This window comes from Halorubrum aquaticum (assembly GCF_900113615.1).
In the GTDB taxonomy this organism is placed as follows: Archaea; Halobacteriota; Halobacteria; order Halobacteriales; family Haloferacaceae; genus Halorubrum; species Halorubrum aquaticum.
Window position 1 is genome coordinate 91,727 of the sequence record NZ_FOPZ01000007.1, and the last position, 17,712, is coordinate 109,438.

Consider the following 17,712-nt stretch of genomic DNA (forward strand, 5'->3'; position numbering starts at 1 on the left):
AAGGCGACTCCGGGCGCTTTCTACTCCCCCGAGCCGGCCCCGCCGGTCGCCTCGATCCGATCCTCGTACTTCTCGAGTGCGACCTCGAGCGCCTCTCCGGCGTCGACGTCGGCCGCCTCGGCGACCGCGAGCAGCGCGAAGAGGCAGTCGCCGACCTCGTCGGTGGCGACCGCGGCGGATTCGGGGCTCGACCCGTAGTCGGTCGAGGTCGTCACCTCCTTCGCGACCTCGCCGACCTCGCTCTCGAGGTCGAGCACGCGGTACGCGAGGTCGGCCTCCAGTCCGTGCTCGTCGACGAACGCCGAAACGCGGTCCTGCTCCTCCATGGCGGCCGGATCGGCCGGGGGGCGTATAGGCGCACCGGACGTAGCCGGCCGGCAGTCGGACGACGACCTCCGCCGGTGGCGAGGACGGCCGGTCACGCAACCCCTAAGGTCGTAACGCGCCCACGGATCCCATGGACATCGCGATACTCGGCGGCACCGGCGACATCGGGGAGGGGCTCGCGCTCCGCCTCGCCGCCGACACGTCCCACGAGGTCCTGATCGGCTCGCGGGACGCCGGGAAGGCCGAGACGAAAGCCGCGGAGTACACGACCGAACTCGACAGCCGCGGGCTCGACCGCCAGGTGGCGGGCTTCGAGAACGTCGCTGCCACGGAACGGGCCGACGTGGTCGTGCTCGCGGTCCCGCCGTACCACGTCGGCGACACCGTCGAGGCGGTCGCCGACGCCCTCGACGACGGCGACGTTCTGGTCTCGCCGGCGACCGGGATGAAACGCGACGACGACGGCTTCCACTACCACAAGCCCGGCGCGGGCTCGGTCACCCGGATCGCGGCGGACGCGGCTCCGGACGAGGTCGCGGTGGTCGGCGCGTTCCACAACCTCGCGGCCGCGCGCCTCGCGAACCTCGACGCGGATCTGGGGATCGACACGCTCGTGATCGGCGACGACGAGGACGCGAAGGGGATCGTCGCCGACATCGCCGAGGGGATCGAGGGGCTCCGCGCGCTCGACGCGGGCGGACTGGCGAACGCCCCCGAGATCGAGGGGCTCACCCCGCTTCTGATCAACGTCGCGAGCAACAACAAGGGGCTCCACGATCTCGGGATCCGGTTCCAGTAGGTCGGCGGTCGGTCGTAGATCGTTGTCGGCATGGAGATAACCACCAAAGCCCCACCCGACCGCACAGCACCGCACCTCACGCCTCCCCAGCCTCGCGGCTCGTGCTCTCCGAGCACTCGCCGCGTCCCTCGCACGGGCTCCTCGCGCCCTGTCGGGCGCTCGGCGGCGCGCGCCACCATCGCAATGACACGTATGGCGAATCGTGGTATGGCGAATCGTGGTATGGCGAAGCGTGTGACCGTCTCGAGACGCGCCCCGGGTTCCGTCCGTCGTCCTCCCGTCCCGCCGTTCCGTTAGGCCTTTGCGCGGCGGTCCCCTCCCTTCAGTGGATGGAGTACCTGGAGCGCCGGGTCGCGCTGGTCGAGGACCGTATCGAGGAGGTCATCGACCGCGTCGAGCCCGACGAGCTGTCCGACGAGCTCGCTCACGTCGTGCTCGCGGGCGGCAAGCGCGTCCGTCCGGCGGTGACGATCCTCGCCTGCGAGGCGTTCGACGGCGACCCCGACGACGCGGTCGACTTCGCGGCCGGCATCGAGTTCGTCCACAACGCCTCGCTCGTGATCGACGACGTCATCGACCGCTCGGAGGTCCGGCGCGGGACGCCCTCCGCGTGGGCCGAGTTCGGCTACGGACCGGCGATGATCACGAGCGACGGCCTGCTCGGCGAGGCGTTCGCGCTCTTCTCGGCCGACGACCGGGCGATGCGAACCGTCGCCGAGGCGATGGTCGAACTCGGCGAGGGAGAGGCGACGGAGCTCGCCGCCCGCCCGACCACGGAGGCCGAGTACATGGAGCTGGCCCGCCGGAAGACCGGCGCGCTGTTCCGGGCGGCCGCGGAGCTCGGCGCGGTCGCCGGCGGCGCGGAGCCCGCGGCGATCGAGTCGTTCGGCGAGTACGCCGAGCGCGTCGGCGTCGCCTTCCAGATGCGCGACGACGTGTTGGACGCCACCGCCGACGCCGACGACCTCGGGAAGCCGACGGGTCAGGACGCCGAGATGGACCGCCCCTCGGTCGTCCAGGTGACCTCCCTCTCGCCGGAGGAGGTCGACGAGCGGGCCAGAGAGCAGTCCGAACTCGCGCTCGCCGCGCTCGACGACGCGGACCCGCCCGAGACCGAGGCGATCGAGTACCTCCGGGACCTCGCGGAGTTCGTCGTCGTCCGCGAGCGATAGCCTCGAGAGACGGTCGGACGTGGACATTCCACGTGTGATGTGACTTCGATGTATTCATACTTGTGCGATCGCGATCATTAACATGAACCGCGCAGAGAAGGCGGCCCTCCAGTTACAGGCGGTCGCCGTGTTGCGGACGCTGAAGGAGACGCGGACGTACGAGGAGCTGTCGACGCTCACGGGGCTGCCGGCGGGCGACCTGAACCGCTACGTGAACGGTCACGTGCTTCCCGGGGCCGACCGGGCGCGCGAGGTCGTCTCCGAAGTCGGCCGCGACGCGCTCGCCGACGAGCTCGTCGCCCGCGTGGCGTTCGACGACGAGGGGTACGTCGACAACAGCGGCGTCGTCTTCGACCAGTCCTTCCTCGACCTGGTCGCGCCCGTCGCCGCCGAGACCTTCGAGTTCGCCTCGCCCGACGTGGTGCTCACCGCCGCGACCGACGGGATCACGCTGGGTGCGGCGATGGCCTCCTTCTTCGACGCCCGGCTTGCGTACGCCAAGAAGTCGAAGGAGACCGCGGTCGAGGAGTTCATCGAGTCGCGCCAGCGGCTCGCCTCCGGGATCGAGCTCACCTACTACCTGCCGAAACGCGCGATCGAGGCCGGCGACACGGTGCTCGTCGTCGACGACCTGATCCGGTCGGGCGAGACCCAGGAGCTGCTCCTCGACATCGCGCTTCAGGCCGACGCCGACGTCGGCGGCGTGTTCACGCTCATCGCCGTCGGCGACGAGGGAATGCGCCGGGCCCGCGAGATAACCGACGCGCCGGTCGGCGCGCTGACGACCTTCGAGTGAGGTGACCGCGCACGGAGGTGCGCACGTTCGACCAGTTTTTGACGGCGAGAGAACAGATCGGCCGGAATCCTATCCATACTTGTGTATATCTGCTGATTTCAGGTAGCAATCCTTATGTTCGACACCGGGAGTATCCACGAGTAACCAATGGGGATCGCAGACACCCTGACGGCGCGGTTCGACGTCGAACAGCACGGATCGGACCTCCGAACCGAGTTGGTGGCGGGGCTCACCACCTTCCTCGCGATGTCGTACATCATCGTCGTGAACCCCGCGATCCTCTCCGAAGCGATCCGGATCGAGGGGTACGGACAGGGCGAGGTGTTCCAGATGATCGCCATCGCGACGATCCTCTCGGCGGCGATCGCGACGGCCGTGATGGCGCTGTACGCGAACCGCCCCTTCGGGCTGGCGCCCGGCCTCGGGCTCAACGCCTTCTTCGCGTACACCGTCGTCATCGCGCTCGAGATCCCGTGGCAGACGGCGCTTGCCGCCGTCTTCGTCGAGGGGATCCTGTTCATGCTGCTCACCGCGGTCGGCGCGCGCGAGTACGTCATCCAACTGTTTCCGGAACCGGTGAAGCGGTCGGTCGGCGCCGGTATCGGACTGTTCCTGCTGTTCATCGGCTTTCAGGAGCTCCAGCTCGTCGTCCCCGACGACGCGACGCTCGTCACGCTCGGCGGGGTGTTCGGGAACCCGTGGGCGATCCTCGGGATCCTCGGGCTCGCGTTCACCTTCGGCCTCTGGGCGCGCGGGATCACGGGCTCTATCGTGATCGGCATCCTGACGACCACCGTCGTCGGCTGGGGACTCACGCTCGCCGGACTCTTCGAGCGTGGCGTCGTCACCCCGGAGTCGCTGCCGTCCGCCCAGTACGACATCACGCCGCTCGCCGGCGCGTTCCTCGACGGGCTCGCGAACATCGAGCCGCTCACGTTCGCGCTGGTCGTCTTCACCTTCTTCTTCGTCGACTTCTTCGACACCGCCGGGACGCTCATCGGCGTCTCGCAGTTCGGCGACTTCCTCGACGACGAGGGTGACCTCCCGGAGATGGACAAGCCGCTGATGGCCGACGCGGTCGGCACCACGGCCGGCGCGATGCTCGGCACCTCCACCGTGACGACGTTCATCGAGTCGTCGACCGGCGTCGAGGAGGGCGGCCGTACCGGACTCACCGCGCTCGTCGTCGCGCTCCTGTTCCTCGCGTCGCTCGCCGTGATCCCGCTGGTGGCAGCCATCCCCGCGTACGCCTCCTTCATCGCGCTCATCGTCGTCGGCGTGATGATGCTCCAGGGCCTCGTCGAGGTCGACTGGAACGACCCCGCCTGGGCCGTCTCGGCCGGGCTCACCGTCACCGTGATGCCGTTCGCCTACTCGATCGCCGACGGGCTGGCCGCCGGCATCGTCGCGTACCCGCTCATCAAGGCCGCGGTCGGCGAGTACGACGACGTCCGGCTCGGCCAGTACGTCATCGCGGCGCTGCTCGTCGTCTACTACGTGCTCCAGACGCGCGGCGTGATCCTGTAGCGCCCGGCCGATCGTCGCGGTCGATGACGACGGGCCGCCCGTGCGCGCCGCGTACATCGACCGCGGAGGTTCTTTACCTCCCGAGCCCGTATTCTCGGGCGATGACGGACCTGAAACTCTACGAACTGGAGGGCTGCCCGTACTGTGCGAAGGTCAAGGAGAAGCTCGCCGAACTCGACCTCGAGTACGAGTCGGTCATGGTCCCGCGCGCGCACGGCGAGCGGACCGAAGTCGAGGAGGTGAGCGGCCAGACGGGCGTACCGGTCCTCGTCGACGAGGCGAACGGGATCGACGCGATGCCCGAGAGCGACGACATCGTCGAATATCTCGAGGAGACGTACGGCGGCGCGAGCTAGCGGGTCGACCGGCGATCGCGGCGTTTCGAAGGCCAACGTTGATACGTTCCGAGGAGAACCCACTCGCATGAACCTGCCGCGCGCGCCGAAACAGCGGTGGGCGAGGGCGACGCTCGGGCTCTCGCTGCTCTTTGCGGTCGGCGCGTTCGCCTACTTCGCGCTCGACGGCGCGCCGTTTCAGGGCACCGTTCTCGCCGTCCTCATCCTCGGTGCCGGCTACTGGGAATACAAGAAGAAGCTCCAGGAGAAGCGCGTGGCGAGACAGTACGAGGCGAAAGCCGAGGAGCAGCGCCGGGAGAACGAGCGCTGATCGGCGCGCCGTCCTCGGATCGCCGCAGCGCCGACCACCCGCTCCGGAAGTCAGGGGTTTCATGTGTGAGAGCGGAGATCACACGTCCATGAGCGACGAACGCGAGGACGTGTTGGACGCGATGGACTGGCTGCTCGACAGCCTCGAGGACGACGACGCGGTGTCGTATGCGGAGGTCGGCGGCGTCTACCAGGAGAAGACCGACCTCGTCGTCACCGGCGACGGTCCCCGCGAAACGACGGAGTTCACCGAGACCGGCGTGTGGCTCCGGGTCTTCGCCGACGGCGCGGCCGACTATCGCTACACGAACTCCCTCGAGGAGGAGGCCCTGACCGACGTGGCCGACCGTGCGATCCGAAGCGGCGAGGTCCTGGCCCAAGAGGAGCCGGGACGCTTCGACGCGTACACCAGCCACCGGGGAACCCACGGCGGCTGGGCGAGCGAGGGAATACACACGCGCGACCTCGAGGAGAAGACCTCCGTGGTCGAGGCGGGCCTCGCGGCGGCCGACGACCTCGATCTCGACCGGCAGTGGGCCAACTACTCCGACGCACACGTGGAGGAGGCGGTCGGCACCACGACCGGCAGCGTCGTTCGCACGACGCTCGACCGGGCGAGGGTGGACTTCAGCCTGACGCTCGCCGACGGGCCGAAGGTGAGCCGTCACGCCGGGTCGACGGAGGGGGCCGCCTTCCTCGAGGAGGTCACCGACGTCTTCGAGACCGCCGCCGCCGACGCTCGAGCGCTCTCGAACGCCGATTCGGCCGACGCACCCACCGGCGAGACGACCGTCGCGTTGAGCCCGGAGGCGGCCGGCCAGCTGTTCCACTTCGTCTCACACTACCTCGAGGCCGACACCGGCTACATGGGGATGAGTCCCTACGCCGTCGGCGACCGGATCGGACCCGAGGACCTCGCGATCGAGGACGCGGTCCACGCCGGCTCCTGGGCCGCCCGCGCCTACGACGCCGAGGTCAAACCGACGACGCCGACGCAACTCGTCTCGAACGGACGGGTCGAGCGACTGCTCCACAACACCACGACCGCCGCGGAGGAGGACGCGTACCCCGCCGGCAACAGCGTTCCGAGCCTCGGGTTCACCGAACCGCCGCGGATCCACGCCCGCCACTTGGAGGTCGCTACCGGCGACGCCGACGCCGCGGCGCTCCGTGAGGACGCCGACGTGTACGTCGAGCGGTTCAAGAAGCCGTGGTTCCGCGACGAGTTCGAACGGGTCCAGCGTCAGGGCGTGTTCCCGGCGAGCGCCCTCTACGCGAAGGACATCGACCGCAAGAGCATCGACAGCCCCGACTGCGGCTCCGCGGAGTTCCCGCTCGCCGAGGCGTACCGCCTCGAGGACGGCGAGCGCGCCGGCCGTCTCGACGGCGTCTCCATCGAGTACGCGCCGGACGTGTTGCGGACCGTCTCGCGGATCGGCGAGGCTCGGGAGACGGTGACGGGCACCTGTGAGAAACACAAATCCCAGATCCCGTTCGCGGTGACCGCGCCCGGCGTCCGGCTGGACGCGCCGATCGTGGACGAAAACTAACGGTCGACGGAGGAACCGGACCGTCGAGGAAGGACTAGTCGTCCGCCGGCGTGGACTCAGGCTCCTCGCCCGTCTCCGCCGCGCTCGGACTCCCGGTCACGTCCTGGTAGGGATCGTACCCCTCCGCGCTGTCGTAGAGGTGACAGGCGACGTCCTGTTCGAAGTCCGTCTTCGCCTCCAGCGGCGGAACGACCTGGTCACAGACGTCGCCGATGTACTCCGAACACCGGTTCTTGAACCGGCAGCCGGTCGGGATGTCGATGACGTCGCCGACCTCGCCCTGGAGCTCGACGCGCTCGCGACCCACGCCCGGGTCGGGAACGGGAACGGCGTTGATGAGCGCCTGCGTGTACGGGTGTTGTGGGTTCTCGATGATCTCGTCCGTCGGTCCCTTCTCGACGATCTTGCCCATGTACATGATCGCCAGCCGGTCGCACATGTGCCGGAGCAGCGAGAGGTCGTGGCTGATGTAGACGACGGAGAGGCCGAACTCGTCCGTCATCCGGTCCAGAAGCGAGAGCACCCCGGCACGGAGGCTCACGTCGAGCATCGATACCGGCTCGTCCGCGACGATGAAGTCGGGGTCGAGCACGAGCGCCCGCGCGATGGCGACCCGCTGTCGCTGCCCGCCCGATAGCTCGTGGGGGTACTGATCGTAGTACTGTTCGGGTGGGAGCAGCTCCGCGAACTCGAGGGCACGCTGGACCCGTGCCGTCTCGTTGCGGATGTTGTGGATCCGTAGCGGCTCGGCGACGGTGTCGTACACCGTCATCCGCGGGTTCAGGCTCTCGAAGGGGTCCTGGAAGATCATCTGTGCGTTCTGGCGGAACTGCTTGATCTCCGCGTCGCTCGCCTCCGAGAGGCGCGTGTCGTCGTAGACGATGTCGCCGGCGGTCGGGTCGTGGAGTTTCACCAGCGACATCCCGGTGGTCGTCTTCCCACAGCCGGACTCGCCGGCGAGCCCGAGGGTCTCCCCCTCGCGGAGCTCGAAGCTGACGCCGTCGACCGCGTGAACGTAGTCGGGCTCGCCGCTGCCGAAGGACTCCACCAGGCTGGCGATCCAGCCCTGATTGACCTTGAAGTGCTTCTTCAGGTCGTCGACCTCGAGCAGCACGTCGTTTCCGCTCATTCGCCGACACCCCCGTCGGTGGCGGCGGCCGCCTGGTTCCACGTCGTCGGGTCGTCGGCGTACGGCCGGAGCTCGGCGTCGATCTCGTCGGCGTAGTGACAGTACGAACGGAGCCCGTTCTTGTAGTGTGCCTCCGGCTCCTCCTCGCGGCACTTGTCGGTCGCCATCGGACACCGCTCGGCGAACCGACAGCCCTGCGGCGGGTCGATGAGCTCGGGCGGATATCCCGAGATGGAAAGCAGGTCCTGGCTACTCTTCCGGATGTTCGGGAACGCGCGCTTCAAGCCGATCGTGTACGGGTGGTACGGCTGGTCGAAGATCTCCTCGACGGGGCCTTCCTCGGCGATCTTCCCCGCGTACATCACGATGACCCGGTCGCAGGTCTCGGCCACGACGCTCACGTCGTGGGTGATCACCATCATCGAGGAGTTGATCTCCTCCTGGATCGAGGCCATCCGCTTGAGGATCTGGTCCTGCATGATCACGTCGAGCGCCGTGGTCGGCTCGTCCGCCAACATCAGCGACGGCTCGAGCGCGAGCGCCATCGCGATCATGGCGCGCTGACGCATCCCGCCGGAGAACTGGTGGGGATAGTCGTCCGCGCGCTCCGGGTCGAGTCCGACGAGCTCGAACATCTCCGTCACGATCTCGTCGGACTCGACGCGACCGGTTCCGGGCCGGTGCGTCTCGATGGCCTCGACGATCTGCTCGCGGATGGTGTACACCGGGTCCAGCGAGTTCATCGCCGACTGGGCGATCATGGAGATCTCCTCCCACTTGAGGCGACGCCGCTGGGCGTTGGTCATCTCCGTCAGGTCGTCGCCTTGGAAGTTGATGCTCCCGTCGTTGATGTAACCGGCGTCGGGGAGGATCCCGATGATCGCCTTCGCGAGCGTGGTCTTCCCACAGCCCGACTCGCCGACGATACCGAGGTTCTCGCCCTCTTCCAGTTCGAAGGAGACGCCGTCGACGGCCTGTGCCGGCCCTTCTTCCGTTTCGTAGTAGACTTCGAGGTCTTCGACTTCCAGTTGACTCATTGTATTTTGGGGTTAGTGATCTCTTCGTAGCCACGGCCGATGAGGAAGCCGCTGATGACGAGCAGGCCGATACAGAGTCCCGGCGGCACGAACCACCACCAGGCGCCGAACGAGAGCGCCGAGTACGCGCGGGAGGCCTGTAGCATCGTTCCCCACGAGACCGTGTTGGGGTCGCCGAGACCGATGAACGAGATGCCCGCCTCGGCGAGGATGGCCCACGCGATCCCGAAGGAACCGTAGAGGAACGTCATCGGGAGCACGTTGGGCGCGAGGTGTCTGCTGATGATGTGCCAGTCGCCCGCTCCGGCGACCTGTGCGGCCTTCACGAACGGCCGCTCGCGAAGCGACAGCGACTGTGAGCGGATGACGCGGGCGGTCGAGCGCCACTGGAGGACGATCAGCGCGAGGATGATGTTCCAGAGGTCCGGGCCGAGCACCGCGACGAGGACGATGACCGTCGGCAGCAGCGGCATCCCGTACAGGAAGTCGACGAGGCGCATCAGCGCGTCGTCGACCTTCCCGCCGTAGTAGCCCGCGACGAGCCCGACGAGCGTCCCGATGCCCGCCGTGAAGAACGCGGCGACGAGTCCGACGAGCAGCGCGGCGCGCGTTCCGTAGATGAGCTGGCTGAAGATGTCGAAGCCCTCCGCGGTCGTCCCGAGGAGGTACTCGCTGTCCGCGCCGAGCAGCGAGGCCTCCGCCCACTTGTCGATGATGATCCCCGCCTCTCCCTGATACTGTCGCTGGAGCGGCTGGTGGGTCGCGATGAACGGCGCGAAGATCGCGATCAGCATGAACCCCGCGACGGTGAGCATCGAGAGCTTGACCGACAGTTCGTCGGTCAACATTCCCCAGTGTTCCTTGAGCGTCTCCCGCCAGAGGCGGAACGTGCGCTGCCACTTGTCTATCTCCTCGTCGGAGCTGGTGTCGTCGAGGTCGGTGTATATCGACCGACTTGATTGTTCTTCTTGGGCCATTGGTCTAGTCGTAAGTCACCCGTGGGTCGAGGTAGCCGTACGCGAGGTCGGCCACGAAGTTCAGGAAGATGATGGTCGACGCGAGCACGATGAACGTGCCCTGTGCGACCGGGAAGTCACGCCGGAGGACCGCACGGACCATCTCCCGACCGATCCCGGGCCACGCGAACACCGTCTCGATGAGGACGCTCCCGCCCACGGCGTAGCCTAAGGCGATCGCGGCCGCCGTGATGATCGGCAGGAGGGCGTTTCGAGCGGCGTGTTTGAACATGATCGTCCGCTCTTTGAGCCCCTTGGCCCGGCAGACGTCGATGAAGTCCTCCGAGAGCACCTCCAGCATGCTCGTCCGCATGATGAGCAGGGGATATCCCATGTAGTAGAACCCCAACACCGCCGCCGGCGCGATCAGGTGTCGAAGGAAGTCCATCGTGAAGACCATGTCGAGGAAACCGGTGCTCTGTCCCCCGGTCCCCAGACTGGTCATCCCGCTCATCGGGATGATGCCGAGCTCGGCGCCGAAGATCCACAACACGATGAGCCCGACGTAGAAGGTCGGCACGCTCCGGGCCGTCAGCGCGGTGATGACCGTGCTACGCTCGAAGCGGGAGCCGCGGTACCAGCCCGATAACACGCCGAGCGTGATGCCGAGGGCGTACGCGACGATGAACGCCGTCAGCATCAACACGAGCGTGTTGGGCATGTACGTCGCGATGATGTCGGTGACGGGCTGGTTCGAGTGGAACGACTGCCCGAAGTTCAACGCCACGAGGTTCTCGAGGAATCGAATGTACTGGATGTGTAACGGATCGTTGAGCCCGTAGCTCTCGATGAGCTGTTGGCGGGCCTCCTGTGTCATCTGTGAGGAGACCACGTACGACGTCGGGTCACCGGGCATGAGCCTGAACAGCCCGAACAACACCGTTCCGACCGCCCACAACGTCACGACGAGTTGGAGCGTGCGCCTGACAACGAAGCTAGCTTTTCCCATGTTACTTAGTCACTAATATCCTTGTGGTTCGTTTAAAGATTGCGTCGCGGGGGTGTGTTATGCGCCCGTCCGCCCTATTCGGGGGCCTGGATCGCGCCGTCGTCGTTCCAGGTGTAGCCGGCCTCCTCGAGCCGACTGCGGGCCGCGTCGATGCTCTCCTCGTACTCGGTGACGTCCTCGGTGTGGAGCGGCCCGAACGCCGACGATACGACGTTGAAGCCGGGCTCCGGGAAGCCGAAGAGGATCTGGTCGACGATGGGCGTCCGCGGGATGGACTCGACCAGCGCCTTCCGCATCTGCGGGTCGTCGAGACCCTCCTGACGCGTGTTGGACGTGAAGTGCCAGAACGTCGCGGCGGTGTTGAACTGCGTCCCGATGTTCTCGTTGTCCTGGTTCTGGTCGAGGCTGCGGTCGATCCGGCCGAACGGCTCGTAGTTGAGCTCGCCGTTGATGAGGTTCTCCCACACGGTCGACGCCTCGGGGATGACCCGCCAGAAGCGGCGGTCGAAGTCGACCGGCGCGAAGTGCTCCTCGAACTTCGTCAGGCCGAACTCGCTGCCCTGCTCCCAGTAGTCGAACATCATCGGACCGCTGCCGACCGGCTCGGAGATGTTGGCCTGGCTCGGGTTGTCGCGGTCGGCCCACATGTGCTCGGGGATGATCGGGATGAGGTTCGCGATCCCGAGGTGGAACGGGCCGAACGGCTCGGACATGTTGATCCGGACCGTCTCCTCGTCGACGACCTCGGCGCCCTCGAGGTACTGCGACTGCGTGGAGTACAGCGGCACCTCGTTGTCGTTGATGTAGTTGTACGTGAACGCGACGTCCTCGACCGTGAGGTCCTCGCCGTCGTGCCACGAGTGGTCCGTCCGGATGGTGTACTCGATCGTGGTCTCGTCGACGCGGTCCCAGTCCGTCGCGAGGCTGACTTCGGGGTCCGGCTCGGCGTTGTTGTTGAGCTGGACCAGGAAGTCGTACATCATGTTGAACTGGTAGACGTGCTTGCTCTCGTCGTTGTGTCCGAGCACGTTCATCGTCGAGAGCGTCTCCGGCCAGTACCCCTTGAGGGCGGTCTCGCCGCCCTGCATCTCCAGGTTGATCATCGTCCAGTAGGAGTTGAACCCGTTCGCGAGGTCCGCCTCCCAGTTGGAGACCTGGTTGTTGTTGTAGATGGCCGTCTGGGGCATCTGCGTGATGGGCATCGTGGGCACGTCGTCCATCAGCGTCTGCTGGATCTCGTGTGCCTGGTCGACCCGGGTGTCGGCGTCCGGCTCGGCCAGGTAGTTGCCCATCATCTCGTCGAGCTCCTCGTTCTCGTAGCCCGAGTAGTTCCCCTGGCCCGGGTCGGTGTTGCCCGAGTTGAACAGGTTGTTCAGCTCGGTCACCGGCTCCGAGACGAAGAACGTGTGCCACGTCGAGAAGCTGTAGTCGTACTCCTCGGAGACCCGGCTGAACAGGGTCCCCCACTCGAGCACGTCGACCTCGATGTCGAGTCCGAGCTCCTCGTCGAACTGGCTCGCGATGAGGTTGATCGCGTCGTGTCGCGGCGGGTTGTAGCTCTGCGCGTTGTTGACGTAGGTGTACGTCGGGAGGTTGCTGCCGCCGCCGCTCGACCCGTCGTCGTCTCCGCTCGAGCCGTCATCGCCGCTCGAGCCGTCGCCGCTCGAGCCGTCGCCGCTCCCGTCGTCGCCGCTCCCGTCGTCGCCGCCGCCACCGCCGCCGGAACAGCCGGCGAGGGCCGTAATTCCGACCGTGCCGCCCGCACCGGTCGCTTTCAGGAAGTCACGCCGTTTCATGTCCGCGTCTGACCTAACCATGGATCAACCCACCGTTTCGTAAGCAAGTATATAAATATGTGGTTCATCCACTCACCAAGTTCTCTATTACCGGATCATGAAGGAGAGTCGTGATGATCTGTGCGTATATCGTTCTCGAAATGGTATTACTACTGATTTTCTTTCCCTCATGGTCGTTACTGATCTATGATCGCGGATCCGAAGCACGCGCTCGATCGGGCCGCGGGCCGTTCACGGAGTGATCTCCGCGACCGCGGACGGCGGCGTGGGGCCGCGGCGACGACCTCGATCCCGGACGACGACCTCAATCCCAGAACGACTGCGTCCGCGCGTACTCGCGCTCCTGACGCAACACGTCGCGGTAGAACTCGTCCTCGTCCTCGCGCAGCCTGTTGATGATCCGGGCGGCGTTGTGCGGGCCGACGCCGCGGGCGGCCATCGCGATCACCGCGCGCTTCCCGTGTGACTGGACCAGACTCGCCGCCCGATGCGCCCGCTCGGTGCGGCGCGCCTCCTCGTCGTCCTTGTCGGTCGCGCGGACGGCCGCGACCGTCTCCTCGTCCCACGGGTTCAGCGACGCGACCCGCGTCGACCCGCACTCGGGGCACTCGGGCCGTTCACGGACCCGCCGGACCTTCGTGGTCCGCTCCCAGTCCCGGCAGTGGAGACAGAAGAGGCGGACGCGGTCGTTCCGGATGCGCTCGCGGACCGTCTCGATCACGTCGGCGTCGGCGTTCTCGGGCACGAGGAACTCCGTCCCGGCCGACCGCCCGGCGGTTCCAAGCGGGGTCCGCTCGCGGGCGGTTCGGACCTCGATCGCCCCGGACCGGATCCCCTCGAGGACCTCGGCGGTCTCCGCGACCGCGAGGTCGGCGTGGAACACCTCCCGGAGCGCCTCGTCGTAGACGGGCGTCCCCTCCAGGGCCGCGAGGAGGCGGTCGCCGCCGAACCGCCCGCGCCCCTCGCGGTAGCGCTTGACCGACCCGAACTTCGCGGCGACCTGCGCGAGCGTGAACTTCAGCGCGTCGGAGTTCTTCAACGCGATCTCGAGGTACGCCTCCAACCCGTCCGGGTCGGTCGTCTCGAGGACCTCCCGGAACGTCCCCGGACCGACCCCGCCCGGCACCTCGAACTCGACGCGGTAGGGGTCGACGTCCATCCCGACGGACGACCCCGTGCGCTGGCCGACGAGCGCCGCGAGCAGGCGCGCGAGCGTCTCGTTGACCTCGTGACCGAACGTCGCGTTGACCGCGACGGTCCGCGCGCTCCCCTCGATCACGACCCGCTCGTCGGTCGGGACGGGACGGCCCGCGTCGACGTGGTCAGTGATCGTGCCGATCGCCTCACGGACCGTCCGCTCGTCGGCCGGATACCGTTCGGCGAGGTCGCCCGCGACCGCCGCCGGCGTCGACCCGGCCTCGAGCGCGCCCGCGACCTCCCCGCGGATCCGCCCGACCTCCTCGGCGACCGGCCGCGGAACGGGGATCTCCCGCCCGACCCACGAGGGGACCTCGCCGGCGGGGTCCGCGATCGGGGTGACTTCGACGCGCTCCTCCTCCTCGTCGACCTCCGTGATCCGCCACATCTCGCCGCGCTGGACGAACGTCTCGCCCGGCCCGGCGAAATTGACGACGAACCGCTCGTCCAAGGTCCCGATCCCCCGCCGGGAGGACATGTCGTACACCTCGTAGGTGGACTCGTCGGGGATCATCGAGAGGTTCGCGTAGAAGTACTGCCAGGTGCCGCCGGACTTCTCGAGGGTGTCCGACTCCTCGTCGAGCCACAACAGCCGGTTGCCGTCGAGCTCGCGGACGATCTCCTGGAACGTCGGCTCCGAGAGCCCCCGGAAGGGGTACGCGTTCGTGATCGTCTCGTAGGCCGTCCGGGCGTGGACCTCCCCCTCGTCCATCACGACGCCGACGATCTGGTTGGCGACCGTGTCGAGGCTGCCGTGATGAATGCTCGCCGGCTCCACGAGCCCCTCGCTCGCCCGCCGGGCGATCGCCATGGCCTCCAGCGTGTCGTCGCCGCCCTGCGTCACGACGGTTCCCTCGGAGACCAGATCGCGGCGGTGGCCCGCCCGCCCGACCCGCTGGAGCAGCCGGGCGACCTCGCGGGGGCTCCCGTACTGGACCACGTGGTCGACGCGGCCCACGTCGATGCCGAGCTCCATCGAGGACGTACAGACGAGCCCGTCGACCTCGCCCGACTTGAAGCGGTCCTCGACGTCGACGCGGACCTCCTTCGAGAGCGAGCCGTGGTGGACCTCGATCGCCACCGCCTCCCCCTCCGGGTCGTCCTCGGCGAGCGTCTTGAACCGCGACCCGAGCGCCTCCGCGGTCTGTCGCGTGTTGACGAAGATCAGCGTCGACTCGTGGTCCGCGACGACCTCGCGGATCGTCCTGACGTGGCTCGCGGTCGTCTCGTCGGTCGCGAGCTCGCCGGCCAGCCGCGAGTCGCGGTCGGTGATGACCGGATCGAGCACGCGCACGTCGGTCCGGGTCCCGGCGGCGACCTCGACCGTCTCGAACTCGCGGTCGCCCTCCCGGTCCGGGTCGCGCCGCCCGCAGCCGACGAGGAACTTACCGACTTCCTCGGGCGATCCCACGGTCGCGCTCAGTCCGATCCGTTGGAAGGGCCCCGCCACCCGCCGGAGCCGTTCGAGCCCGACGGTGAGTTGTGCGCCCCGCTTGGCCGACGCCAGCTCGTGGACCTCGTCGATCACGACGTGGGCGACGTCGGCGAGGGCGACCCGCATCTTCGAGCCGGTCAGGATCGCCTGGAGGCTCTCCGGCGTCGTGATCAGCACGTCCGGCGGGTCGTCGGCCTGCTTCGACCGCTCGTACCGGGTGGTGTCGCCGTGGCGCACCGCGACCTCGATCCCGAGCCGGTCGCCCCACCACTCCAGTCTGTCCATCATGTCGCGGTTGAGCGCGCGCAGCGGCGTGACGTAGAGCGCGGAGATCCCCTCGCGCGGCTCGTCGCCGGGGGCGTCGCGCGCGCGATGGATCGCGTTGAGGACGGGCAACATCGCGGTCTCCGTCTTCCCGGTGCCCGTGGGAGCCAACACGAGAGCGTTCCGACCGGCCGAAAGCGGCGGTATCGCCTTCCGCTGTGGCTCCGTCGGCGTGGAGAACCCCCGCTCGGAGAGCGCCTCACGGACCTCGCTCCCGAGGTGGGTGAACGCGTCCATTCCCGACGACTCCGACATCACCGGACGTTGGGCGTTCGGCCGATTAAGGTCGTCGCTGCGGGGGTTCGCGCGTCGGGACGCTCACGAGGTCGCCGCATCCCGCTCGCGCCCCGCTCGCACCTCCTCGCGTCACAGCTCGAGCGTCGCCGCGACCTCGCGGAACTCGGGGTCGTACAGGTCCAGCGCGTGGACCCGCCACCGGACGGGCTCGAACGCGACGCCACCGTCGATCACCTCCCTCACCACGGCCGGTTCCCCGCCGCGCGCCAGCGTGACGTGGGGCACGTACGCGTCGCCCTCGATCGCCTCGATCGCGCCGTAGGCGGCACACAGCCGACGGTGGAGCCGGACGAGTCCGTCGCTCTCCACGGCGAGATAGACGACCGGGCCGGAGCCGGACGCGGGAGTCTCGAAGGCGTCGACCCCGGTGATCGCGACCGCGAAGGGGTCGACCGGCGCGAGACGCGGTCGGAGGTCCTCGCGGAGCCGCGCCAGGGCCTCCGGTCCGGGCGGCGGCGACCCGGCTGCCTCGCCTCCCGCCGTCACGTCGTCCGTCCCGAACCGCTTACAGACGAGCGTGTGTCGGTCGCGTACCCGATCGAACCCCGAGCGTTTCGCGTGGAGATCGTCGGCGAGACGCCCCACCGCGGGCGGAAGCGGGACGTTGAGGCTGAACACGGTTCGGACGCGATCAGATCCGATCGGCGAGCCGTAAGGCGATCAGGACGACGATGACGACGACGATCAGCGTCGGGAGGGCTTCGAGCAGCGCGAAGGTCAGATTCAGTACCGTCCCGAGGATCTCCAGGAGAAGCCACACGATCGCGAGCGCGAGAACGACCTTCAGGAGGTCGTCGAAGTCGATCTCGGCGCGGTTCATGTCGGCAGGGACGCCCGGGGCGGGCAAAAGGCCACCGGAGCGGAGGGCGGATTCCGATCCGCCCGCCGATCAGGCGCTTAAAGACCCCTGCCGGACCAACGACGGGCATGAGCCTGATCGCGTTCGACTTCGACGGCACGCTCTCCGACTCCGAGATGACGGTGTTGCTCGCGGAGCGAGCGGGCGTCGCCGACGAGGTCGCCGAGATCACGGAACGGGCGATGAACGACGAGATCAGCTACGCCGAGAGCCTCTACAGCCGGGCGGAGCTGCTCGGCGGCCTCGACGAGGCGGACGCGAACGAGGCGTACGACGCGGTCCGGCTCCGGCCGGGTGCGGCGCGGCTGATCGCACGGCTCCGCGCGGACGGCCACCACGTCGCGGTGCTCACCGGCGGCTTCGAGCGCGGCGTCGAGCGCGCGCTCGAACGCGAGGGCGTCGAGGCCGACACGATCGTCGCCAACCGCCTGCCGATCGCGAACGGGAGGCTCACCGGCGAGGCGGAGGGCCCGTTGATCGAGGGCACCAAGGACGACGCGTTGGCGGACCTCGCCGCGGACCTCGGCGTCCCGATGGCTTCCACGGTCGCGGTCGGGGACGGCGCGAACGACCTCCCGATGCTCGAGGTCGCGGGCCTCTCCGTCGGGTTCGTGCCGAAGCCGGCGGTCAGACCGGTATGCGACGCGGTGGTCGCCTCGATGTACCGCCTCGGGAAGGTGCTCGAGGCACACGGCGTGCTGTCGGAGTCGGCGTGAACCACCGCCGCCGACTCCGACGCCCCCGGCGCTTCCGACGCCGGCAGATCCGTTCGGGATAATCGGGACCGATCGTTAATACCGAGCGACTCGGACGTCACTCCATGGTCGTTTCCGTTCG

Annotated in this window: 17 protein-coding genes; 8 read left to right on the plus strand and 9 right to left on the minus strand. The window is 68.0% G+C overall.

The genetic code is table 11. The features are described 5' to 3' along the window. Window positions 1-20: 20 nt before the first annotated feature. On the minus strand, window positions 21-326 hold the full coding sequence (locus F3H10_RS08105) for a MazG-like family protein (RefSeq protein ID WP_149784274.1): 306 nt from the start codon (window positions 324-326) through the stop codon (window positions 21-23). Window positions 327-457: 131 nt separating this feature from the next. Here F3H10_RS08105 and npdG point away from each other — a divergent pair, with 131 nt between their 5' ends. From npdG to F3H10_RS08140, 7 genes are all read left to right on the plus strand, one after another. Then, window positions 458-1,126: an NADPH-dependent F420 reductase gene (gene npdG / locus F3H10_RS08110; RefSeq protein WP_149784275.1), complete on the plus strand. Its 669-nt coding sequence runs from the start codon at window positions 458-460 to the stop codon at window positions 1,124-1,126. 329 nt (window positions 1,127-1,455) lie between these two features. Further along, window positions 1,456-2,298, plus strand: coding sequence for a polyprenyl synthetase family protein (locus tag F3H10_RS08115; RefSeq protein WP_149784276.1), 843 nt, complete (start codon window positions 1,456-1,458; stop codon window positions 2,296-2,298). Between the two features lie 82 nt (window positions 2,299-2,380). Beyond that, window positions 2,381-3,094 carry a phosphoribosyltransferase family protein gene (locus tag F3H10_RS08120; RefSeq protein ID WP_122104074.1) on the plus strand — a complete coding sequence of 238 codons (714 nt, stop codon included), beginning with the start codon at window positions 2,381-2,383 and terminating at the stop codon, window positions 3,092-3,094. Window positions 3,095-3,241: 147 nt separating this feature from the next. After that, window positions 3,242-4,621 (plus strand): NCS2 family permease, encoded by a 1,380-nt coding sequence (locus F3H10_RS08125; protein ID WP_149784277.1) that lies wholly within the window; start codon window positions 3,242-3,244, stop codon window positions 4,619-4,621. 101 nt (window positions 4,622-4,722) lie between these two features. Continuing rightward, window positions 4,723-4,977, plus strand: coding sequence for a glutathione S-transferase N-terminal domain-containing protein (locus F3H10_RS08130; protein WP_149784278.1), 255 nt, complete (start codon window positions 4,723-4,725; stop codon window positions 4,975-4,977). A gap of 67 nt (window positions 4,978-5,044) precedes the next feature. Further along, on the plus strand, window positions 5,045-5,287 hold the full coding sequence (locus F3H10_RS08135; RefSeq protein WP_149784279.1) for a hypothetical protein: 243 nt from the start codon (window positions 5,045-5,047) through the stop codon (window positions 5,285-5,287). A gap of 88 nt (window positions 5,288-5,375) precedes the next feature. Beyond that, window positions 5,376-6,836, plus strand: a complete 1,461-nt coding sequence (locus tag F3H10_RS08140; protein ID WP_149784280.1) for a TldD/PmbA family protein — start codon at window positions 5,376-5,378, stop codon at window positions 6,834-6,836. A gap of 34 nt (window positions 6,837-6,870) precedes the next feature. Here the strand turns inward: F3H10_RS08140 and F3H10_RS08145 are convergent, their stop codons facing one another. From F3H10_RS08145 to F3H10_RS08180, 8 genes are all read right to left on the minus strand, one after another. Then, entirely contained in the window at window positions 6,871-7,965 is a 1,095-nt protein-coding gene (locus F3H10_RS08145; RefSeq protein ID WP_149784281.1) for an ABC transporter ATP-binding protein, read from the minus strand. Beyond that, window positions 7,962-9,002, minus strand: coding sequence for an ABC transporter ATP-binding protein (locus F3H10_RS08150; RefSeq protein WP_149784282.1), 1,041 nt, complete (start codon window positions 9,000-9,002; stop codon window positions 7,962-7,964). Before F3H10_RS08150 ends, F3H10_RS08145 begins: the two co-directional genes overlap by 4 nt. Next, on the minus strand, window positions 8,999-9,979 hold the full coding sequence (locus F3H10_RS08155) for an ABC transporter permease (protein WP_149784283.1): 981 nt from the start codon (window positions 9,977-9,979) through the stop codon (window positions 8,999-9,001). Before F3H10_RS08155 ends, F3H10_RS08150 begins: the two co-directional genes overlap by 4 nt. Before the next feature lie 4 nt (window positions 9,980-9,983). Continuing rightward, window positions 9,984-10,967 (minus strand): ABC transporter permease, encoded by a 984-nt coding sequence (locus F3H10_RS08160; RefSeq protein ID WP_149784284.1) that lies wholly within the window; start codon window positions 10,965-10,967, stop codon window positions 9,984-9,986. Window positions 10,968-11,041: 74 nt separating this feature from the next. After that, window positions 11,042-12,784, minus strand: a complete 1,743-nt coding sequence (locus F3H10_RS08165) for an ABC transporter substrate-binding protein (protein WP_223174270.1) — start codon at window positions 12,782-12,784, stop codon at window positions 11,042-11,044. A gap of 283 nt (window positions 12,785-13,067) precedes the next feature. Then, a complete protein-coding gene (locus F3H10_RS08170) occupies window positions 13,068-15,974 on the minus strand; it encodes a DEAD/DEAH box helicase (protein WP_188127904.1) in 2,907 nt (968 codons plus the stop codon). Between the two features lie 111 nt (window positions 15,975-16,085). Then, window positions 16,086-16,634 (minus strand): 2'-5' RNA ligase family protein, encoded by a 549-nt coding sequence (locus F3H10_RS08175; protein WP_149784285.1) that lies wholly within the window; start codon window positions 16,632-16,634, stop codon window positions 16,086-16,088. A gap of 13 nt (window positions 16,635-16,647) precedes the next feature. Continuing rightward, entirely contained in the window at window positions 16,648-16,836 is a 189-nt protein-coding gene (locus tag F3H10_RS08180) for a DUF7554 family protein (RefSeq protein WP_149784286.1), read from the minus strand. Between the two features lie 107 nt (window positions 16,837-16,943). On the opposite strand from F3H10_RS08180, the gene serB reads away from it, so the two are divergent. Further along, window positions 16,944-17,591: a phosphoserine phosphatase SerB gene (gene serB, locus F3H10_RS08185; protein WP_149784287.1), complete on the plus strand. Its 648-nt coding sequence runs from the start codon at window positions 16,944-16,946 to the stop codon at window positions 17,589-17,591. Window positions 17,592-17,712 lie beyond the last annotated feature (121 nt).

Excerpts from the sequence above, each read along its gene's own strand:
- F3H10_RS08105 (WP_149784274.1), bottom strand. The coding sequence starts at position 326 with ATGGAGGAGCAGGACCGCGTTTCGGCGTTCGTCGACGAGCACGGACTG.
- npdG (WP_149784275.1), top strand. The coding sequence starts at position 458 with ATGGACATCGCGATACTCGGCGGCACCGGCGACATCGGGGAGGGGCTC.
- F3H10_RS08115 (WP_149784276.1), top strand. The coding sequence starts at position 1,456 with ATGGAGTACCTGGAGCGCCGGGTCGCGCTGGTCGAGGACCGTATCGAG.
- F3H10_RS08120 (WP_122104074.1), top strand. The coding sequence starts at position 2,381 with ATGAACCGCGCAGAGAAGGCGGCCCTCCAGTTACAGGCGGTCGCCGTG.
- F3H10_RS08125 (WP_149784277.1), top strand. The coding sequence starts at position 3,242 with ATGGGGATCGCAGACACCCTGACGGCGCGGTTCGACGTCGAACAGCAC.
- F3H10_RS08130 (WP_149784278.1), top strand. The coding sequence starts at position 4,723 with ATGACGGACCTGAAACTCTACGAACTGGAGGGCTGCCCGTACTGTGCG.
- F3H10_RS08135 (WP_149784279.1), top strand. The coding sequence starts at position 5,045 with ATGAACCTGCCGCGCGCGCCGAAACAGCGGTGGGCGAGGGCGACGCTC.
- F3H10_RS08140 (WP_149784280.1), top strand. The coding sequence starts at position 5,376 with ATGAGCGACGAACGCGAGGACGTGTTGGACGCGATGGACTGGCTGCTC.
- F3H10_RS08145 (WP_149784281.1), bottom strand. The coding sequence starts at position 7,965 with ATGAGCGGAAACGACGTGCTGCTCGAGGTCGACGACCTGAAGAAGCAC.
- F3H10_RS08150 (WP_149784282.1), bottom strand. The coding sequence starts at position 9,002 with ATGAGTCAACTGGAAGTCGAAGACCTCGAAGTCTACTACGAAACGGAA.
- F3H10_RS08155 (WP_149784283.1), bottom strand. The coding sequence starts at position 9,979 with ATGGCCCAAGAAGAACAATCAAGTCGGTCGATATACACCGACCTCGAC.
- F3H10_RS08160 (WP_149784284.1), bottom strand. The coding sequence starts at position 10,967 with ATGGGAAAAGCTAGCTTCGTTGTCAGGCGCACGCTCCAACTCGTCGTG.
- F3H10_RS08165 (WP_223174270.1), bottom strand. The coding sequence starts at position 12,784 with ATGGTTAGGTCAGACGCGGACATGAAACGGCGTGACTTCCTGAAAGCG.
- F3H10_RS08170 (WP_188127904.1), bottom strand. The coding sequence starts at position 15,974 with ATGTCGGAGTCGTCGGGAATGGACGCGTTCACCCACCTCGGGAGCGAG.
- F3H10_RS08180 (WP_149784286.1), bottom strand. The coding sequence starts at position 16,836 with ATGAACCGCGCCGAGATCGACTTCGACGACCTCCTGAAGGTCGTTCTC.
- serB (WP_149784287.1), top strand. The coding sequence starts at position 16,944 with ATGAGCCTGATCGCGTTCGACTTCGACGGCACGCTCTCCGACTCCGAG.